Below are 18850 nucleotides of genomic sequence, written 5' to 3'. Positions count from 1 at the left end.
ATCGGCCCCGGGCGGATCAGAGCGGTCCGCGCCGGCGAAGGCGGCAAGCACGGCAGCGGACGCGGCGACGGCCGCCAGGGCCGCCCTGCTTTCCGAACTCCAAGCCGCTCTGCTTTCCATAGACTCAGTACATCAGGTGGCACCGACAGTAATGATGATCAGTCCACCGCGGTACCACCGCAGGAAACGCGGCGGCCAGGTGGACATGACTTAACAGAATGGTTCCAAAGACCCATTACCGTCTTGTCTGCCCACCCGGCACTACCGACGCACGCACCCAGCCAGGATTCAGATCCACTTGGGTGCTGCCGGTACCTGGCCGAGGGCAGCGCCGGGGCCGGTGGCGGTGACGCCGCCACGGCCACGGCCTGCGGCCCATTCGACGACGGCCGCCAGCGGTCCGGATACCACCGTGGGGGACGCCGAAGTGGAGTCCCCGAACGTGAGATCGCGGTCCGTAACTTTGACCAAGAGACCCTCATCGGTGCCGCGGGTTTTCCAAGCGCCGGTGATATCCCGGAGAAGCCGTTCCAGTACCGGTACCGGGATGTCCGGGAAGGCGGCGCCGTTGGCCAGGTCCACCGCGTGCATCCAGACCTCGCGGCTCCGCATCCAGACCGTTTCCGTGGCGGGCACTTCGCGGCCCTGGATGGTCCGCACTTTGTGGTGCCAGGCGTCCTCCGGCAGGTCCCGCCATTCGACGTTCAGGTGCACCGCAGAGTGATCGAACAGGTTTCGCAGCGCGATCGGGCTCAGCGTGGCGCCGAACTCGATCTCGTGATCGCGGACCTCGGTGGAGGCATACATGGGCGTCTCCACACCGGTACCGGCCCATTCGACCAGCCGCGCGATCGCCCGGGCGTTGTAGCCGATGTGCGCCGTGATGTGGCGGCGGGTCCAGCCCGTCAGCAGCGAATCGCCGTCGAGCTCCGCGTCGGACAGCTCGTTGAGCTTGCGGGCGAAGAACGCCGTTCCGCGCCGCGCCTGCAGCAGAGCCGCGAGCAGCTCCTGGTCCGTCGTCTGGTCGTTGCGGGCAACCATCAGGCTTCCTTGACCACGCGGTTCTTCAGCTGGCCCAGTCCCTCGATGGTGGTGACCAGGAGCTGGCCCTCCTGCAGGTAGCGTTTCGGGTCCTGGGCGTGGCCAACGCCGCCGGGGGTGCCGGTGGCGATCACGTCGCCCGGGTTCAGCGTGATGATGGTGGAGATGTAGGAGACCAGGAATTCGGGGGTGAAGACGACGTCGCCGGTGGGGGTCTGCTGCTGGACTTCGCCGTCGACCTCCGAAGTCATCAGCGGCCCGGCGGTGAATTCGTCTTTGGTGACCAGCGCCGGACCGAACGGGGTGGACTTTTCCCAGGTCTTGCCCTGCAGCCACTGGATGGTGCGGAACTGGTAGTCCCGCATGCTGACGTCGTTGAGCACGGCGTAGCCGGCGATGTGGTCTGCGGCGTCGGCTTCGCTGATCCGGCGGCCCTTCTTGCCGATCACGACGGCGAGTTCGGCCTCCCAGTCGACGGCGTCGGATTCCTGCGGGAGGGCCAGGTCATCGTTCGGGCCGATCAGGGATTCCTGGTACTTCGCGAACAGGGTGGGGAACTCGGGGACTTCCCGGCCCATTTCCTTGATGTGGTTGCGATAGTTGTGGCCCACGCAGATGATCTTGCCGGGGGAGGGGACGACGGCGTCCAGGTCCGCGCCGTCGAGCGGGTGCGTGGCGCCGTTGGCCGCCTTGGCGGTGGCCTCCCAGCCGGCTGAGCGGAGCAGCTCGCCGACGTCGGCGAAGCCGCCGATCTCGGTCAGGGTGTCGCCGTCCTGGCGGACGGCCTTGGTGACTGTTTTGTCCCCTTGGGAGAGGCGGAGGGTGAGGAGTCTCATTTACTTGCGTCCTTCGATGTAGGTGCGGTTGAAGTTCAGCCGTTCGAAAATGGGGGCGTCACTGAAGCGGAAGAGATCGAACTCGGTCCCCGCCTGCAGGTCCGCCTGGAGGGACCATGCCGCCCAGGACGGGACGACGAAGAGGTCGCCCTTCTCCAGGTTCCTGGTTTCGCCGTTGAGGACCACGGAGCCGGTGCCTTCGAAGACCTGCCAGACGCTGGATCCCACTTCGCGCAGGGTCTCGGTGGAGGCGCCGGCGCGGAGCCGGTGGAATTCGGCCCGGATGGTCGGCATGACGTCGCCGCCGGTGGTGGGGTTGGTGTAGCGGACGGCGGCGTGGCCCTGGCTGACGGTGGCCGGGTGGCCTTCGTCCTCGAGCAGCAGCTGTTCGCGCAGTGCCCGGTCCGTGTGTTCCCAGCGGTAGGCCGCGATGGGGGAGCTGGTGGTGTCATCCAGGCCGGAGAGCGGACGCAGGCCCGGGTGGGCCCAGAGCCGCTCGGCCCGGGAGATGTCCGGGGTGGCCTCGTCCGTGACGCGCTCGGTGCCGAACTCGAAGAAGCCGGCGTCGGCGTAATGCACGAAGGGGATGTCCAGGCCGTCGATCCAGGCCATGGGCTCATCGGTGTCGTTGTGGTGGCCGTGGAAGTTCCAGCCCGGGGTCAGCAGGAAGTCACCGCGCGACATCCGCACCGGGTCCCCGTTGACCACCGTCCAGACGCCTTCGCCCTCGACGACGAAGCGGAAGGCGTTCTGTGAGTGGCGGTGTTCCGGGGCGGTCTCGCGGGCACCGAGGTACTGGATGGCTGCCCACAGCGTCGGCGTAGCATACGGCGTCCCAGCCAGGCCCGGGTTGGCCAGGGCGATGGCGCGGCGTTCGCCGCCCCGGCCCACGGGAACCAGATCGCCGGCGCGGGCGGCCAGCGGGTACAGGTCGCTCCACCGCCAGACGTGGGGGACCGCCTTGGGGGTCGGGACCATCGGCATGAGATCCGCGATCTGGGTCCAGAGCGGGATCAGGTTCTCGCGGTCAAAATCCCGGTACAGCTCTTTCAGCTGGGCAGCCTCTTCGGGCGTCGGCTCCGGAGCAGTGTGCCCCGCGGCCACTGATTCGTGAGTCGTGTTCTCGGCGCTGATGGACACGTGGGCCTCCTCGGTAGGTCAGAACAGTTCTTTGGCGTGGTTCGACTCTACGGATGCAGCAGTGTGACCCCCAACATATTCTGCTGGTCAGAATTGATTGACTGGGTCTGCCTGCGGCCGTGCTGGGTGGCCGGCCGGGTGCTCAGTCCGGCCCGGCCGGATTCGCCGCGATATCGATCTCCAGCTGCCGGCAGGTTTCCCGCAGCGCGGGGACGAGTCCGGCGTCGAACACCCGGCGGAAGCGGGTCGCTGGGGTGGCGACGCTGAGCGCGCCCACCACCTGCCCGTGCCGGTTGTGCAGGGCCATGCCGAGGGCGCTCACGCCATCCTCCGTGCCTTCGAAATTGGCGGCGAAGCCGTTGCTGCGGATGGACTCAATCTCGCGCAGGAACGCCGGGTAATCCGTCGCCGGAATGGTGTCCGCGCCAATCTCGGCATTGTTGCTGCGGAAGAGCTGGCCGATCATGTGGGGATCCAGTTCGGCGAGCATGGCCTTGCCTCCGGAGGTCTTGTTGGCTGGCAGCACCGTTCCCTGCCGGTCACCAACCCGCAACACATTGTCCCCTTCCACCGTGGCCAGGAAGCGAACTTTCGTACCCACCCGCACCATGAGGTTGACGGTCTCGTTGAGTTGCGCGGAGAGCAGCTCCATGTGCGGCTGGGCGAGCGAGCGGAGCAGCCTGGTCCAGCTCAGCCCGGCCGGCCCGACGCCCATTGCCGGACCGGGCACATAGCGTCGGGTTTCATCCTGCACGGCGAACCCCCGGTAGACCAGCATCGCCAGGAGGCGGTGGGCCGTGGACGGGGCCACCCCCAGCTCCTCGGCGGCGTCCTTGAGCCGCAGCGCCCCACCGTCGCGGAGCAGCTGGAGGAGCTGCAGCGCGTTGTCGACTGCCTCGACGGAATAGGTGGGCCGCTTCTGCACGGGCTTCCGGGCTGATTTGGGCGTTGGCTTGTTCTGCACATCAGAATTGTATTGTGGTTCACTTGCGACGGCCACGACAGTAGTGGCATGAATCACACACTTTCCGCTGCAGCGCCGCAACGGTCCTTGCCGGGGGCTCCCGCCCCCACAGCCGCCGATGGGCCTGCGTCACGGTTTTCCCGAGGATCGGCCGCCGCAGTTCTCGTCTGCTGGCTACTCGTGGTCTTCGATGGCTACGACCTCATCGTCTACGGCACGGTCCAGTCCTCCCTGATCTCCGAGACCGGCTGGGGCCTGAGTAAGGCCACCGCCGGGACCATCGGCTCCATGGCCTTCCTCGGCATGATGATCGGGGCGATCTTCGCCGGCCGGATGGCCGACTCCTGGGGCCGCCGCCGCACCATCCTCGGCTGCGCCATCATCTTCTCGATCTTCACCATCCTCTGCGCCTTCGCTCCCAACGCCGCCGTCTTCGGCTCCCTGCGGCTCCTCGCCGGCATCGGGCTCGGCGGCCTGGTGCCCTCGGCCAACGCCCTCGTTGCCGAACTGGTCCCCACCAAATGGCGGTCCACCATCGCCACCCTGATGATGTCCGGCGTCCCGATCGGCGGATCCATCGCCGCCCTTGTCGGTATCCAGCTGATCCCCGCCTTCGGCTGGGCGTCCATGTTCCTCGTGGCCGTGCTCGCCCTGATGATCGTGGTCCCGCTGGGACTCAAATACCTTCCGGAGACGCTGGCGCCGGTCCGCGCCAGAGGCAGTGCCACTGGCAGTGCCACAGGCTGCGCCGCAGGCAGTGCGGCCCGGAATGCAGCCGGCAAGGCGGCCGGCAGCGGCCGCAGGATCAAGAAGCCGTCCGGCTTCACTTCCCTGCTCCGCGCCCCATACCTGGGGGTCAGCGTACTGTTCGCCCTGGCGACGATCGCCACCCTGTTCGCCTGGTACGGGTTGGGCACCTGGCTGCCCAACCTCATGCAGCTGGCAGGCTACAACCTGGGTTCCGCACTGACCTTCGCCCTGGCCCTCAACCTGGGTGCGGTGGCCGGCTCGGTGATCACGGCCTGGGCCGGGACCCGCTTCGGCCCGGTGCCGACCGCCATCGCCGCGGCCGCCGTCGCCGCCGGCGCGTTGGTGGTCCTGGTCACGGGGCCGCCGGTCGGCGTCGTCTACTTCATGCTGGTCCTCGCCGGCGTCGGCACCCACGGCACACAGTGCCTCATCATCGCCGCCGTCGCGAGCCACTATCCCGGCCACCTGCGGGGGACCGCGCTGGGCTGGGCGCTGGGGACCGGCCGCATCGGCGCCGTCGCCGCACCCCAGCTAGGCGGCCTCCTGCTGGCCGCCGGGCTGGGCGTCAGCTCCAACTTCCTCGCCTTCGCCGGTGCCGCCGCGATCGCCGCGGTCCTGCTGGCCGCCGTCGGCCTCAACCTGAAGTCAAAACTCTCAATCTCACCCTCACCAACAGGAGCAAGCAATGTCTGAGCACGCCACGTCCACCGATGTCCTCGTCATCGGAGGGGGAATGGCCGGACTGGCCGGAGCCCTCGCGCTGCGGGAAAACGGCGCCAACGTCACCCTCGTGGAGCGGGCCCCCGAATTCGGCGAGGTCGGCGCGGGGCTGCAGATGGCCCCCAACGCCTCCCGCGTCCTCCAGCGCTGGGGCCTGCTGGAAAAGGCGCTGGAAATCGGCGTCCAGCCCAAACACCTGGTCTTCCGCGACGCCGTCACCGGCGAGGAGCTCACCCGCCAGAGCCTCGGCGGGGAATTCGCGGAACGCTACGGTGCGCCGTACGTCGTGATCCACCGCAGCGACCTGCACCGGGTCCTGCTCGAAGGCTGTGAGGCGGCCGGCGTCAGGCTCGTCAACGACGTCATGGTCGAGAGTGTTGAGACCGTGAACGGCCGCGGCGTGGCCCACACCGCCGCCGGCGTGGACTACGAGGCCGACGTCGTGATCGGCGCCGACGGGCTCAAGTCAACCTTGCGCCCGCTGGTGGCCAGCGACGAGCCGGTCCCCTCGGCCTACGTCGCCTACCGCGGCACCGTGCCGATCACCGAAAACACGCCCAAGGCCGACCTCGACGACGTGATCGTCTACCTCGGACCGGACTGCCACCTCGTGCAGTACCCGCTGCGCAAGGGCGAGCTGCTGAACACCGTGGCCGTCTTCAAGTCCGCCTCGTTCGAACGCGGCGAAGAGCAGTACGGGGGAGTGGACGAGCTGGAGGCCGCATACAAGGATTGTGTCCCGGCCGTCCGGGAAGCGCTGAAGAACCTGGCCACCGGCATCCGCTGGCCCATGTACGACCGCGACCCGATCGAAAACTGGGTCGCCGGCCGGATGGTGCTGATGGGCGACGCCGCCCATCCCATGCTGCAGTACCTCGCCCAGGGCGCCTGCCAGGCGCTCGAGGACGCAGCCGTGCTGCAGGACGTCAGCAACGGCACCGTGTTCACCCCGGACGGCGTCAACCCGGCAGCCTGGGACGACGCGATCAAGGAATTCAACAACCTCCGCGCCGACCGCACCGCCCGGGTCCAGCGCGCCGCCCGCATCTGGGGCGAATCCTGGCACGTCTCCGGACTGGCCCGGACGCTGCGCAACCTGCTCTTCAAGAGCCGCAAGGACAACAACTTCCAGTACAACGACTGGCTGTACGGCCAGGACGGCGACGGCGTGCCGGCAGCTAGCGCGGCCCACTCCAGCCTGGCGGACCGTATATCTGCCTGACCCGGCGGCGGGTCCCGAGCCCTGGCGTCGGATGACCCGTCATGTGCTGCGGACCGGCTACGCCAAGGAGCCGGTCCGCAGCGCGTTCCGCTCACCTATACCAGCGGCCACGGGTAACGCCTGCCGGTGCGGTCAACCGGCAGCACGCCGTCGTGCAGCAAGCGCCGCACCCGGCGCTGCAGGGCGGTGACCTCCGCATCGTCGAGAAGCTCCGCCACGTCTCGCGGCACGGTGTCCGCGAGCGGGGCGATGCCCTCGAGAAGGGTCCCGGGGATGGGATCACCGGCGAAGTCCCAGATCACTGTGCGCAGTTTGAAGCCTGCCGAGAAGCACAGTCCATGATCGATGCCCCACACCCTTCCGTCATGGCCGCGGAGCACGTGCCCGCTCTTGCGGTCCGTGTTGTTGGCGACGCAGTCGAACAGGGCGATCTGCAACAGCCTGCGGTGGGTCTCGGGTGAATCTGCATACAGGGTGAAATAGTGCTCACGGGAGTCGCACTCGACGAACCACTGGAGCGAGCCGACGCCTGCGGGCGCGTCCTCGCGGATAACCGTCGGCGGCACGATTCCCCATCCCAGATGCTCGCTGAGCAGGTATGCCGCGCGTTCCCGGCGGTACAGCCCGGGCTCGAAGTCGAACAGCGGCCGTTCCCCGGCCTCCGGCTTGTAGACCGCGTACACCGAATCGTCCCCGCAAGAAACGTGAACGAGGAACGCCGCGTTGCTGCCGCGCGGGATGCGGCCGCGCAGTTCGACGCGGCCCTCGACAAGCAGTGTCAACTCCCGTTCGGCCACTGTCCGTCCCTTTTCACGACTCCCTCAGTCCACTCAACGGTTCCAGGGTTGCGTTCACCATGAGCACGGCGGGCGCCTGACCCTCCACATACGAGATGGCCGAGACCGAGCCCGGGCTGATGACGATCCGCTGGAAGTGGTCCAGATGCGTACCCAGGGCGTGGGCGACGGCGGCCTTGATCGGATCGGCGTGGGAGAAGCACACGACGACGCCCCCGGCGTGCGCGGCGCACAGTTTCTCGAGCGCTCCGACGATCCGAGCCTGCATCGCCGCGAAGCTCTCCCCGTCCGGGAAGCGGAAGGCCGACGGGCTGTGCTGCACGGCCTGCCACTGCTGCAGGGCCGCCAGGTCGGCGAGCGCGGCTCCGGTCCACTCGCCGACGTCACACTCAATCAGGCCGGCGTTCTCCTTCACCTCGAGCCCGGTACAGGTTGCCGTGGGCTCTGCAGTCTCGCGGGTGCGCTCCAGCGGAGAGGAGTAGATGACATCGACGGGAAGACCCGCGAGCCGTTCCGCGACCCGCTCAGCCTGGGCCCGGCCCCGGCCGGACAGGTGCAGTCCCGGGGCCCGCCCCGGCAGCACCCTGCCCGTGGTGGGTGTCTCCCCGTGGCGCACCAGAAGGAGGAGCGTGGCTTGGGGTGCCGGGGGTGGTGCCGGGGGTGCCGACGGCGTTGCTGCAGTCATCAGCATCCAGCGTATTCCGTTCACCGGGCTCATGTGCAGGAATATTGAGAATTTCCCTCGATTCGCCGCACACTCGAGGACTACCGTGGAGGGGTGAGTGATCGTCCCGATATCTTCACTGTTGGCGAATTGCGTGCGGCCGGCCATGTCTACAAGGACCTGCGCCACGAGGTCCGCGGCAACCTGCTCGCCGCGCTCGCCGCCGGCGGCGATCCGTGGCCTGGGATGTTTGGTTTCGGCCGGACCGTCCTTCCGCAGTTGGAGCGTGCTTTGATCGCCGGCCACGACGTCGTCCTGCTCGGCGAGCGCGGACAGGGCAAGACGCGGCTTCTGCGGACCCTGGCGGGGCTGCTCGACGAGTGGTCGCCGGTCATCGAGGGATCGGAGCTGAACGAACACCCGTACGAACCGATCACGGAGCACTCCCGCGCCCGTGTGCTCACCGAAGGTGACCGGCTGCGTGTGTCGTGGCGGCATCGCTCGGAACGTTACGTCGAGAAGCTCGCCACCCCGGACACCTCCGTTGCCGACCTCATCGGCGACGTCGACCCCATGCGGGTGGCCGAGGGCCGCCGGCTCGGGGACCCGGAAACCATCCACTACGGTCTCGTCCCGCGCTCCAACCGCGGGATCATCGCCATCAACGAACTGCCCGACCTCGCCGAGCGGATCCAGGTCGCAATGCTCAACGTGATGGAGGAGCGCGATATCCAGATCCGCGGCTACGTGCTGCGGCTGCCGCTGGACGTGCTCGTCGTCGCGTCCGCCAACCCGGAGGACTACACCAACCGCGGCAGGATCATCACGCCTCTGAAGGACCGCTTCGGCGCCGAGATCCGCACGCACTATCCGATAGAGCTCGATGACGAGGTCGCAGTCATCCATCAGGAGGGGCGGCTGGTCGCCGACGTCCCGCCCGTCATCCTCGAGATCCTGGCCCGCTACACCCGCGCGCTGCGGCAATCCCCGGCTATCAACCAGACCTCCGGAGTTTCGGCGCGTTTCGCCATCGCAGGCGCCGAAACCGTCGCCGCTGCGGCCCTGCGCCGGGCCAGCATGCGCGGGGAGGACCAGGCAGTGGCGCGCATCGTTGACCTGGCGGCTGCGGTCGAAGTCCTCACGGGCAAGATTGAGTTCGAATCGGGCGAAGAAGGGCGCGAACAATCCGTCCTCGATCACCTCCTGCGCATGGCTACTGCCGAAGCAGTGCGGGCGCACTTCCATGGCCTGGACCTCGGTCCACTCGTGGCGGCGCTCGACGGCCACAGGACCGTGACCACAGGAGAACAGGTCACCGCGCGGGAGTTCCTCGAAAACCTCCCGTCTCTTGACGGATCCGGCCTTTACGACGAGATCAGCGGGCGCCTGGCCGCCAAAAACGACGGGCAGCGCGCCGCCGCCATCGAACTTGCATTGGAGGGTCTCTACCTCGCCCGGCGGATCTCCAAGGAGTCCGACGACGAGGAGACGATCTACGGCTAGGAATGACCTCGGCTGGAAAATAGGAACAGGGATAGGCGGAATCATGGGCGTTCACAACCGCTCCTCCAGGTACGGCCGGTACAGGGGAGGACCCGATCCGCTTGCCCCGCCGGTGGACCTGGCCGAGGCGCTCGACGCGATCGCCGAGGACGTGATGGCCGGCTACTCGCCGCGGCACGCCCTGCAGGAGTTCCTGCGGCGCGGCGGCCGCAACCATGAAGGGCTCGACCACCTCGCCGGCCGCGTTCAACAGCGCCGGAGTGAACTGCTGAGCCGCCACCGGCTGGACGGCACCCTCAGCGAGGTCCGGAAGCTGCTCGATACTGCCGTGCTGGAGGAGCGCAAACAGCTCGCCCGCGACGCCATGATGGACAACACCGACCGCGCATTCCGGGAGATGCAGCTGCAGAACCTGCCCTCGTCCACAGCGGCAGCGGTCAACGAACTCGCCTCCTATGACTGGCAATCAAGCAGCGCACGGGAGGCCTATGAGCGGATCAAGGATCTGCTGGGCCGTGAGGTCCTCGACCAGAGGTTCGCCGGCATGAAACAGGCGCTCGAGAACGCCACTGAGGAGGACCGCGCGGCAGTGAGCGAGATGCTGCGCGATCTCAACGAGCTACTCGGAAAACACCGGCGCGGCGAAGACACCGACGCGGACTTTCAGGGGTTCATGTCGCGGCACGGCCGCTTCTTTCCAGAGAATCCTCAATCAGTCGAGGAGCTGATCGACGCCCTCGCCCAGCGCGCGGCGGCGGCCCAGCGGCTCCTGCAATCCATGTCCCAGGAGCAGCGCGATGAGCTGATGCATCTGTCCGCCCAGGCGTTCGGCTCGCCCGAGCTCATGGCCCAGCTCAATCAACTCGACTCCAGCCTGCGCGCCTTGCGTCCCGGCGAGGACTGGACGGGCTCCGAACGCTTCGAGGGTCAGGAAGGACTCGGGCTAGGCGACGGCACCGGCATGCTCCAGGACCTCGCCGAACTCGACGAACTGGCCGAACAGCTCTCCCAGTCCTATAACGGCTCACGCCTGGACGACCTGGATCTGGATGCCCTCGCCCGCCAACTCGGGCAGAGTGCCGCCGTGACGGCCCGCACCCTCGGGGAGATCGAGCGGGCCATGCAGGACGGCGGCTACCTGCGGCGCGGTGCCGACAACAACCTCAAATTGTCCCCGCAGGCTATGCGACGGCTCGGCCGGTCACTGTTGCGGGACACCGCCAAGCAACTGTCCGGCCGGCAAGGGCACCGCGACACACGCGTCGCCGGGGCGGCCGGCGAGCAGACCGGCTCCAGCCGTCAGTGGGTGTTCGGCGATGCCGAGCCGTGGGACGTCACACGCACCATCACCAACGCGATCCGCCGGACGATTGCCGACGGCGGTGATCCGAGCCGCGGAGTCCGCCTCGGTGTGGGCGACATCGAGGTGACGGAGACGGAGGCGCGCACCCAGGCCGCCGTCGCCCTGCTCGTCGATGTGTCGTTCTCGATGGCCGCCGAGGGCCGGTGGGTGCCGATGAAACGCACCGCACTCGCCCTGCACCACCTCGTCTCCACCCGCTTCCGCGGGGACCGGCTGCAGCTGATCACGTTCGGCCGCTACGCGCAGGCCATGGACATCGGCGAGCTCACTGCCCTGCCGGCTCTGCAGGAACAGGGAACCAATCTGCATCACGGCTTGCTGCTGGCGAATCGCTTCTTCCGCCAGCACCCGTCGATGCAGCCTGTCCTCCTCGTGGTGACCGACGGCGAACCCACCGCGCACTTGCTGGCCGACGGCGAGTCGTGGTTCTCCTGGCCGCCCGACACGGAGACCATCCGCGTCACGGTCGCCGAGCTCGACCGCCTTGGGCGTGCCGGCACACAAGCCACGTTCTTCCGGCTCGGCGATGACCCAGGGCTCGAGCGGTTCGTCCAGCGTATGGCCCGCCGAATCGACGGCCGGGTGGTCGCGTCCGAGGCCGGGGATCTGGGGGCTGCCGTTGTGGGGGAGTATCTCCGCGCTCATTTCCGCGGCCGCCCATACGACGACGCCGACTGGGCTTCGTAAGCGGGACGGGCAGCCCGCCGGCGGTCACCGAATCCCCCACCGCAGGGAGGCATCCCGCTGTCCGCAAAGCAATTTGCTGAGATTCCGCTGTACGCAATTCAGTGGCTGTCGGCCGCCCCCGCCAGCAGCCCGCTCTCGGTCGTGGACGCGGCTTCCTTTAGCGCCCTGACGTGATCCAGCACCATGGTCTTCTTGTATCTCGCCGTGGGGATGGCCGTCGTGTACGCAGCAACAGGCTTTCCGGTAGCGTCCCTGATGCAGACACCCAGGCCGCTCACGCCTTGCTCTGTCTCTTCCGTATTCGCTGCGTAGCCTGCCTTGCGGACTGCCGCCAGCTGCCGCTTGAGCGTGGGCAGGGTGTGGATCCTGGCGGTGGGCCATGGAGTCAGGCCGCCGCGGTAGATCTGCTCCAGCTCGACGTTGCCGAGTTCGGCCAGAATCGCCTTGCCCCCGGCGGAGCAGTAGGCCGGCATGAGATCCCCCATCCTGGCTTTCACATGGAGTACTGCCTCCGACTCGATGCCGTCGATGAAACGGATATGGGGGCCCGTCAGCACCATGAGTTGGACAGTGTCGTGGACGTCTCCATAGAGCTTCTGCAGTGCAGGACGGGCGACCTGCCGCAACTGGTTCACCGAGAAGTGACTCTCGCCGTGCGGGACCAGCTGGGACCCAGCGCGGTATCGCCGTTCCCGGTCCTGCACAGCAAAATCCCTGGCGACCAGTGCGCCGAGCAGCCTGTGGGCAGTCGACGGCGCCACCCCCAGGCGTTCGCCAGCCGACTTGACGCTCATCACCTCCCCGCTGCGCAGGATGATGAGCAGCTGGAGTGCGCGGTCCACGGATTCGAGCTTCGAGGGGCTATCGGTATTTCGCATAGCAGAATCTTGGCATACTGTGAAGCGTGCGGCTAGAGAGAGCGCGGTCCAATCTTCTTGGTTCCATTGCGGCTGGGCGCCTAAGACGCCGAAAAGCTAATTTCGCTAGCCGAAATCTGAAACGGATTTGTGGACGCTGGCGAAGGAGTGTGACTACGCTCACTGCATAGGGCAATGAACTTTACGCATCAAGAAAGTGGACATGGACGTCTTAACTCAAATCCGGCAGTCGCGGATGACCCGCTTCCAGGTGATTGCCATAGTGATCGCACTGACACTCATCCTCATTGACGGATTCGATGTGGCCGTGATGGCCTACGCCGCCCCGAGCCTGTCGAGGGCCTGGGGACTGGACCCGGTCACCCTGGGCTTCCTGCTCAGCGCCAGCCTCTTCGGCATGGCAGCGGGATCGATCTTCCTGACCCCGCTCGCGGACAGGATCGGCCGCCGGAAGCTCGCGCTGATTTCCCTGGTCATCATCAGCATCGGCATGGTCCTCTCGGTCTTCGCCGCGGACGCGATGCAGCTGATGGCCTTCCGGATCGTCACCGGCCTGGGCGTGGGCGGCATGATGGCCAACCTGAACGTGCTGGTCTCCGAGTACGCCTCGGACAAACGGCGCGGCACCATCATCGGCATCTATGCCGCCGGCTATCCGATCGGCGCCACCGTCGGCGGCCTGGTGGCCGGGCCGCTGATCCCGCTATACGGCTGGCATTCGGTGTTCATCGTGGGCGCCGCCCTGACGGTGCTGATGCTGCTCATCTCCTGGCGCTTCCTGCCCGAGTCCCTCGACTACCTCCTGACCCGCCGCCCGGCGGGGGCTCTGCCGAGGATCAACGGCATCCTGGCCAAGATCGGCCGCCCGGCACTGGACGAACTCCCGGCCCTCCCGGCGGCTGTCCGCCAGCAGAGCGCCGTGGCCGAGATCCTGAGCCGACCCACCCGCTTCCGGACCCTTGCCCTGTGGATCGGCTACGCCTGCCTCGTCGCGGCCTACTACTTCGCGAACACCTGGACGCCGAAGATCGTCGCGGCGGCCTCAGGCAACGACTCCCTCGGCGTGACCATCGGCGTGATCGCCAACGCCGGCGGCATCATCGGCTGCTTCATCTTCAGCGCGCTGGCCATCAAATTCCGCAGCCGGCCGCTGCTGGTCTGGGCGCTGGGTGCCGCTGCCGCAGCCTACCTGCTGTTCGGTCTGGTGTTCAGCCAGATCAACGTCGCCATCGTCGTCGCCCTGTTCCTGGGCATCCTGACCACCGCCGGAATCGCCGGCTTCTACGCCGTCGCACCGGACATCTACACCGCCCGGGCACGCGCCACCGGCATCGGCTGGATGATCGGCCTCGGCCGCCTGGTCTCCATCGTCGCCCCGATCCTCGTGGGTTACCTGATCTCCGGCGGGTGGCAGCCGGAGAGGATCTTCTTCCTCTTCGCCATCCCGCTGGCCGCGTCCGCCGTGTGCATCGTAGCGCTGGGCATCTCCCTCAAGCGCACGCAGCCACCAGCGCTTGCCGATGCCGCCGTCGCACCCAGCACAGCTGTCTGAGCAGCAAAATCGTCCCCCGCCGAAGAAACACCCCGAAGGAAAACCTCATGCGTTCTATTGAAACCGGCACCCTGCTCCGAGCCGCCTCCGCCAGGGAGGACTGGTCTGAGTACCGCATGGGCGTCTTCCTGCAGGAAATCGAGCAGAAGACGGGCCGGCAGTTCGCCAGCTACGACGACGCCTGGAAATGGTCGGTGGATAACCTCGAGGAGTTCTGGGGGGCCGTCTGGGAGCACTTCGAGATCATCACGCACACCCCGTATGAAGCAGTGCTGCGCGAGCAGAAGATGCCCGGCGCTGACTGGTTCCCCGGCGCAACGATCAACTACACCGAACACATCGTCCGCGCTGTCGGCCGCCGCCGCGACGAGGTCATGGTCAAGTCCCGCAGCCAGACCAACGGCAGCTCCGAGTGGACAGGCGAACGCCTGCTGGAGGAAATCGGCCGCATCCAGCAGGGCCTGATCCGAATGGGCATCACCGCGGGGGACCGCGTGGCCGGCTATCTGTCCAACATCCCCCAGACGATGGCGGCCTACCTGGCAACGGCCGCGCTGGGTGCCATCTGGTGCTCGGTCCCTCCGGAGATGGGCCCCAAATCGGTCCTGGACCGGATCAGCCAGCTGGAACCTTCCCTGATCCTCGCCATTGACGGTTACCGCTGGGGCAGGAAAGACCTCTCCCGGGCCGACGACCTCGCCCGGATCCGCGCACAGCTCCCGGACGTGCCCGTGGTGCTCCTGCCGTACCTCAATCAGGACTGTGACATTCCGGCCGGCGCCATTTCCTACCAGGACTTCACCCGTGAGCCCGGGGAAATCCGCTGTGAACCAGTGCCCTTCGCGCACCCGCTCACGGTGCTCTTCTCCTCCGGAACCACCGGCAAGCCCAAGGCGATCGTGCACTCCCACGGCGGCCTGCTGCTGGAACACTTCAAAGCCATGGGCCTGCACTTCGACATGGGCCCGGACGATACCGCGTTCTGGTTCTCCACCACGGGCTGGATGGTGTGGACGCTGGGGGTCTCCACGCTGCTGACGGGCGCGGCGGTGGTTCTGATGGACGGCGATCCGAATTGGCCCTCGCTGGACGGCGAATGGTCCCAGTGGGCCGTGGCAGCCGAAACCGGGGCCACCTACCTGGGCACGGGCTCGGCCTATCTGGCGGCCTGCGCCCACGCCGGGCTCACGCCCCGCACCAAGTGGGACCTGAGCCGGCTGCGGGAGATCCAGTGCTCGGGCTCCCCGCTCGCGGCGGACGTCGCCGGCTGGGTGTACGACGACGTCAGTTCCGATGTGGTGCTGGCCCCCACCTCCGGAGGTACTGATATTTGTGCCGCTTTCCTGGGCGCCAGCCCGCTCACCGGCGTCTACGCCGGTGAGATGGCTTGCCGGCCGCTGGGTGTCGCAGTTGAATCGTGGGACCCGGCGGGGCGCCCCCTGCACGGCAAGGCAGGGGAGCTTGTGGCCACCAAGCCGATGCCGTCGATGCCGGTGTTCTTTTGGGGGGACGCGGACCATGAGCGGTACACGAACAGCTACTTCGGCGCCTACGAGGGCGTCTGGCGGCACGGGGACTGGCTGATCGAGACCGAGCGCGGAACCTGGGTGATCTCGGGCCGGTCCGATGCCACGCTGAACCGGGGCGGCGTCCGCCTGGGCACGGCTGAGTTCTATGCGGTGCTCGACGGCTTGGCCGAGGTCAATGACAGCATGGTCCTGCACTTTGAGGATCCCGCTGGCGGTATGGGCCGGCTGGTCCTGCTCATCGAAGCGCAGGAAGGGGCCGACACTGACCAGCTGGAATCGGCGGTCCGCCGCGCACTGCGAACGGAACTGTCACCGCGGCACGTACCCGACGACGTCGTTTTCGTTCCAAGCATTCCCCGCAACCCTTCCGGAAAGCGGCTGGAAATTCCCCTCAAGCGCGTCATCCAGGGCGCCGTCATGGGCGATGTCCTGGACCCGGGAGTGCTCGTGAAGCCCGACGACGTCGAAGATACCGTCCGGATCATCAAAGAGGCATTTGCCGCGTGAACACGACCAGGAATGTGAATGCCACCATGAATACTGCAGACCTCGTCGCCGTCGATATGCACGTGCATATCGAATCGGACGGCCACGGCCACACCGACATGCCCGAGGACTTCCGCGAGGCTGCCCGCAAGCACTTCGGGACCTCGCATGAGCCCCTGAGCGTGGAAAGCGTGGCCGCGCACTACCGCGAACGCAACATGGCCGCCGTCGTCTTCACGGTGGACCATGAGTCCGTGACCGGACACGCGCCGATCGCCAACCGGGAGATCGCCCGCCAGGCCGCCGAGCATGCGGACGTGCTGATCCCGTTCGCCAGCATCAACCCCGCACGCGGCGCCGAGGGCATCAAGGAAGCGAAAATCCTGGTGCAGGAGTTCGGCGTCAGGGGGTTCAAATTCCACCCCAACCTGCAGGGCTTCTTCCCGAATGATCCCCACGCCTATCCGCTCTATGAAGCGATCGAGCAACTGGGTGTTCCGGCGCTTTTCCACACCGGGCAAAGCGGGATCGGCTCCGGCATGCCGGGCTCGGGCGGAATCCGCCTCAAGTACTCCAATCCGATCGTCCTGGACGATGTGGCGGTGGACTTCCCGGACCTGAAATTCATCATGGCCCACCCCTCGTTCCCGTGGCAGGACGAGGCCCTGGCGGTCGCGGCCCGCCACACCAACGTGTACATCGACCTCTCCGGCTGGTCCCCGAAGTATTTCCCGCCGCAGCTGGTGCAGTACGCCAACACGCTGCTGCGCACCAAGGTGCTCTTCGGCTCCGACTATCCGATGATTCCGCCGGACCGCTGGATCGCGGACTTTGAAAAACTGTCCATCAAGCCTGAGGTCCGTCCGCTCATCATGCGCGAGAACGCCCTCCGGGTGCTCGGCCTCATCGGCGCAGAAGCCACCACGATGGAAGGAAACCAGTCATGACTGCACAGCGCGTGCTCATCACCGCCGGTGCCGGAGGGATCGGCCGCGCGATTGCCCAGGCCTACGTCGACGCCGGCGCCCGGGTGCACATCGCGGACATGGATGCCGAAGCTCTCCGCCGGATCACGGCGGAGTACGACGGCGTCAGCGGCACCGCCGGTGACATCAGCAAGGCCACCGACTTCACCCGCATCATCTCCGATGTCAAGGAACATCTTGGCGGGCTGGATGTGCTCATCAACAACGCCGGTATCTCCGGCCCCACGGCCCCGGTGGAGAATTTCCCCGCGGATGCCTGGGACAGCGTGATCTCCGTGAACCTCAACGGCACCTTCAACGTCACGCAGCAGGCCATTCCGTTGCTCAAGGAATCCGCCGCCGGTTCCATCGTTGTCATGTCCTCGCTCGCCGGCAGGTTCGGCTACCCCAACCGGGCCGCGTACTCGACCACCAAATGGGGGCTCGTAGGCTTCACCAAGACCCTGGCCCTCGAGCTGGGGCAATACGGAATCACCGCTAACTCCGTCCATCCCGGGGCCGTGGACGGCCCCCGCTTCCAAAACGTGATTGCCGGCAGGGCCGAATTGTCCGGCCGGACAGTGGACGAGGAGCTGGAGGATGCGCTGGCTCTCCAATCGGTGAAAAGGCTTGTGGACCCGGCCGACATCGCAGCCCTGGTGCTGTTCCTCACCGGTCCGCACGGCCGCTCCATTTCAGGCCAGATGCTTCCCATCGACGGGGATTCCAAGGCCGCGTCGTAATAGCTGCCGTTCCCGGGCCGGGTGCCGGCCCGGGAACGGCTGAGCGACGCGTGCCCTCTGCAATTCTGGGCGGACACGGACTGTAGCTACCGCAGCATCTAGCGCAGGACGACGGTCCGGTTGCCCTGGAGGAAGACGCGTCCCTCACAATGCCAGCGGACGGCGTTGGACAGCGCCTTGCACTCGGTGTCCCGTCCGGCGGCCACGAGATCGTCGGGCCCGAAGGTGTGGTCCACCTCCACCACCTGCTGGGAGATGATGGGCCCTTCGTCCAGTTCGGCATTCACGTAGTGGGCGGTGGCGCCGACAGTCTTCACGCCGCGGGTGTGCGCCTGGTGATAGGGCTTTGCACCCTTGAAGCTGGGCAGGAAAGAGTGATGGATGTTGATGGCCCGGCCATCCAGACGGCGGGTCAGTTTGTCGCTGAGGACCTGCATATACCGGGCCAGCACCACAAGTTCGACATCCAACCGGTCGACGAGCGCCAGGAGGCGTTCTTCGGCCGCTGCCTTGGTGTGTGCCGTGACGGGCACATGAAAGAAGGGGATGCCGTGCCATTCCACGATCCCTCGGTGATCCGGATGGTTCGAGACGACTCCGACAATATCGATGGGCAGTTCACCGATGCGGGCGCGGAACAGCAGATCGTTGAGGCAGTGCTCGAATTTGGAGACCATGATCAAGACCCGGCGTTTCGTCCCGTGTGCGCGCAGTTGCCACTGCATGCCGAATTGTTGGGCTACGGGCCCGAAGGCATTCCGGAGCGTATCAGTGATGGCAGGTTCGCCGGCCGAGTCTCCGTCCGAAGCAAAGTGGATGCGCATGAAGAAATGGCCGTCCGCCTGTGAGTCGAATTGCTTGCTTTCCAGGATGTCGCAGCCTTGTTCCATCAGAAATCCGGACACGGCGTGGACGATTCCCCGTGTTTCCGGGCAATCGAGCGTCAGGACGTGTTCCACGGTGGTGACGGGCTGTGGAAGGGAAGTTTCAGTCTCGATGGCAGTCATGGC

At 66.8% G+C, this 18850-nt stretch carries 16 protein-coding genes; 8 read left to right on the top strand and 8 right to left on the bottom strand.

Translation table 11 applies throughout. From position 1 onward, the window contains the following. Positions 1-288: 288 nt before the first annotated feature. From ABIB26_RS12430 to ABIB26_RS12415, 4 genes are all read right to left on the bottom strand, one after another. Positions 289-1041 carry a maleylpyruvate isomerase family mycothiol-dependent enzyme gene (locus tag ABIB26_RS12430; protein WP_354243284.1) on the bottom strand — a complete coding sequence of 251 codons (753 nt, stop codon included), beginning with the start codon at positions 1039-1041 and terminating at the stop codon, positions 289-291. Continuing rightward, complete coding sequence (locus tag ABIB26_RS12425) at positions 1041-1877, bottom strand: fumarylacetoacetate hydrolase family protein (RefSeq protein ID WP_354243282.1); 837 nt, start codon at positions 1875-1877, stop codon at positions 1041-1043. Before ABIB26_RS12425 ends, ABIB26_RS12430 begins: the two co-directional genes overlap by 1 nt. Next, positions 1878-3017 (bottom strand): cupin domain-containing protein, encoded by a 1140-nt coding sequence (locus tag ABIB26_RS12420; protein WP_354243279.1) that lies wholly within the window; start codon positions 3015-3017, stop codon positions 1878-1880. 142 nt (positions 3018-3159) lie between these two features. Then, positions 3160-3981 (bottom strand): IclR family transcriptional regulator, encoded by an 822-nt coding sequence (locus ABIB26_RS12415; protein WP_354243276.1) that lies wholly within the window; start codon positions 3979-3981, stop codon positions 3160-3162. Positions 3982-4029: 48 nt separating this feature from the next. On the opposite strand from ABIB26_RS12415, the gene ABIB26_RS12410 reads away from it, so the two are divergent. Then, positions 4030-5424 (top strand): MFS transporter, encoded by a 1395-nt coding sequence (locus ABIB26_RS12410; protein ID WP_354243274.1) that lies wholly within the window; start codon positions 4030-4032, stop codon positions 5422-5424. Then, a complete protein-coding gene (locus ABIB26_RS12405; RefSeq protein ID WP_354243272.1) occupies positions 5417-6673 on the top strand; it encodes an FAD-dependent oxidoreductase in 1257 nt (418 codons plus the stop codon). The genes ABIB26_RS12410 and ABIB26_RS12405 overlap by 8 nt, the downstream gene beginning before the upstream one ends. 95 nt (positions 6674-6768) lie before the next feature. Here ABIB26_RS12405 and ABIB26_RS12400 read toward each other — a convergent pair whose 3' ends face one another. Further along, a complete protein-coding gene (locus tag ABIB26_RS12400; RefSeq protein ID WP_354243270.1) occupies positions 6769-7470 on the bottom strand; it encodes an SCO1664 family protein in 702 nt (233 codons plus the stop codon). Between the two features lie 13 nt (positions 7471-7483). Next, a complete protein-coding gene (locus ABIB26_RS12395; protein ID WP_354243320.1) occupies positions 7484-8161 on the bottom strand; it encodes an MSMEG_4193 family putative phosphomutase in 678 nt (225 codons plus the stop codon). An 87-nt stretch (positions 8162-8248) separates the two neighbouring features. Between ABIB26_RS12395 and ABIB26_RS12390 the strand changes: the two genes are divergently transcribed. Together ABIB26_RS12390 and ABIB26_RS12385 are read left to right on the top strand one after the other, a co-directional pair. Continuing rightward, complete coding sequence (locus ABIB26_RS12390; protein ID WP_354243267.1) at positions 8249-9637, top strand: sigma 54-interacting transcriptional regulator; 1389 nt, start codon at positions 8249-8251, stop codon at positions 9635-9637. Positions 9638-9680: 43 nt separating this feature from the next. Beyond that, on the top strand, positions 9681-11687 hold the full coding sequence (locus ABIB26_RS12385; protein WP_354243265.1) for a vWA domain-containing protein: 2007 nt from the start codon (positions 9681-9683) through the stop codon (positions 11685-11687). A 98-nt stretch (positions 11688-11785) separates the two neighbouring features. On the opposite strand, the gene ABIB26_RS12380 is transcribed toward ABIB26_RS12385, so the two are convergent. After that, the gene (locus ABIB26_RS12380) at positions 11786-12565 is read right to left on the bottom strand and encodes an IclR family transcriptional regulator (RefSeq protein WP_354243262.1); all 780 of its coding nucleotides are present in this window, start codon (positions 12563-12565) and stop codon (positions 11786-11788) included. 202 nt (positions 12566-12767) lie between these two features. Here ABIB26_RS12380 and ABIB26_RS12375 point away from each other — a divergent pair, with 202 nt between their 5' ends. Genes ABIB26_RS12375 through ABIB26_RS12360 form a run of 4 tightly spaced genes read left to right on the top strand, consistent with a single transcriptional unit; the run spans position 12768 to position 17840 of the window. After that, positions 12768-14117, top strand: a complete 1350-nt coding sequence (locus ABIB26_RS12375; protein WP_354243259.1) for an MFS transporter — start codon at positions 12768-12770, stop codon at positions 14115-14117. Positions 14118-14164: 47 nt separating this feature from the next. Next, positions 14165-16153: an acetoacetate--CoA ligase gene (locus ABIB26_RS12370; RefSeq protein WP_354243256.1), complete on the top strand. Its 1989-nt coding sequence runs from the start codon at positions 14165-14167 to the stop codon at positions 16151-16153. 26 nt (positions 16154-16179) lie between these two features. After that, positions 16180-17079: an amidohydrolase family protein gene (locus ABIB26_RS12365; RefSeq protein ID WP_354243254.1), complete on the top strand. Its 900-nt coding sequence runs from the start codon at positions 16180-16182 to the stop codon at positions 17077-17079. Continuing rightward, positions 17076-17840 carry an SDR family oxidoreductase gene (locus tag ABIB26_RS12360; RefSeq protein ID WP_354243252.1) on the top strand — a complete coding sequence of 255 codons (765 nt, stop codon included), beginning with the start codon at positions 17076-17078 and terminating at the stop codon, positions 17838-17840. Before ABIB26_RS12365 ends, ABIB26_RS12360 begins: the two co-directional genes overlap by 4 nt. Positions 17841-17938: 98 nt before the next feature. On the opposite strand, the gene purU is transcribed toward ABIB26_RS12360, so the two are convergent. Beyond that, positions 17939-18847: a formyltetrahydrofolate deformylase gene (gene purU, locus ABIB26_RS12355; RefSeq protein WP_354243249.1), complete on the bottom strand. Its 909-nt coding sequence runs from the start codon at positions 18845-18847 to the stop codon at positions 17939-17941. Positions 18848-18850: the final 3 nt, after the last annotated feature.

Origin of the sequence: Arthrobacter sp. UYEF20 (assembly GCF_040546335.1) — a bacterium.
Taxonomy (GTDB): Bacteria; Actinomycetota; Actinomycetes; order Actinomycetales; family Micrococcaceae; genus Arthrobacter.
The sequence above is the reverse complement of the archived record's forward strand: the minus strand, read 5'-3'. Positions and strand labels throughout refer to the sequence as shown.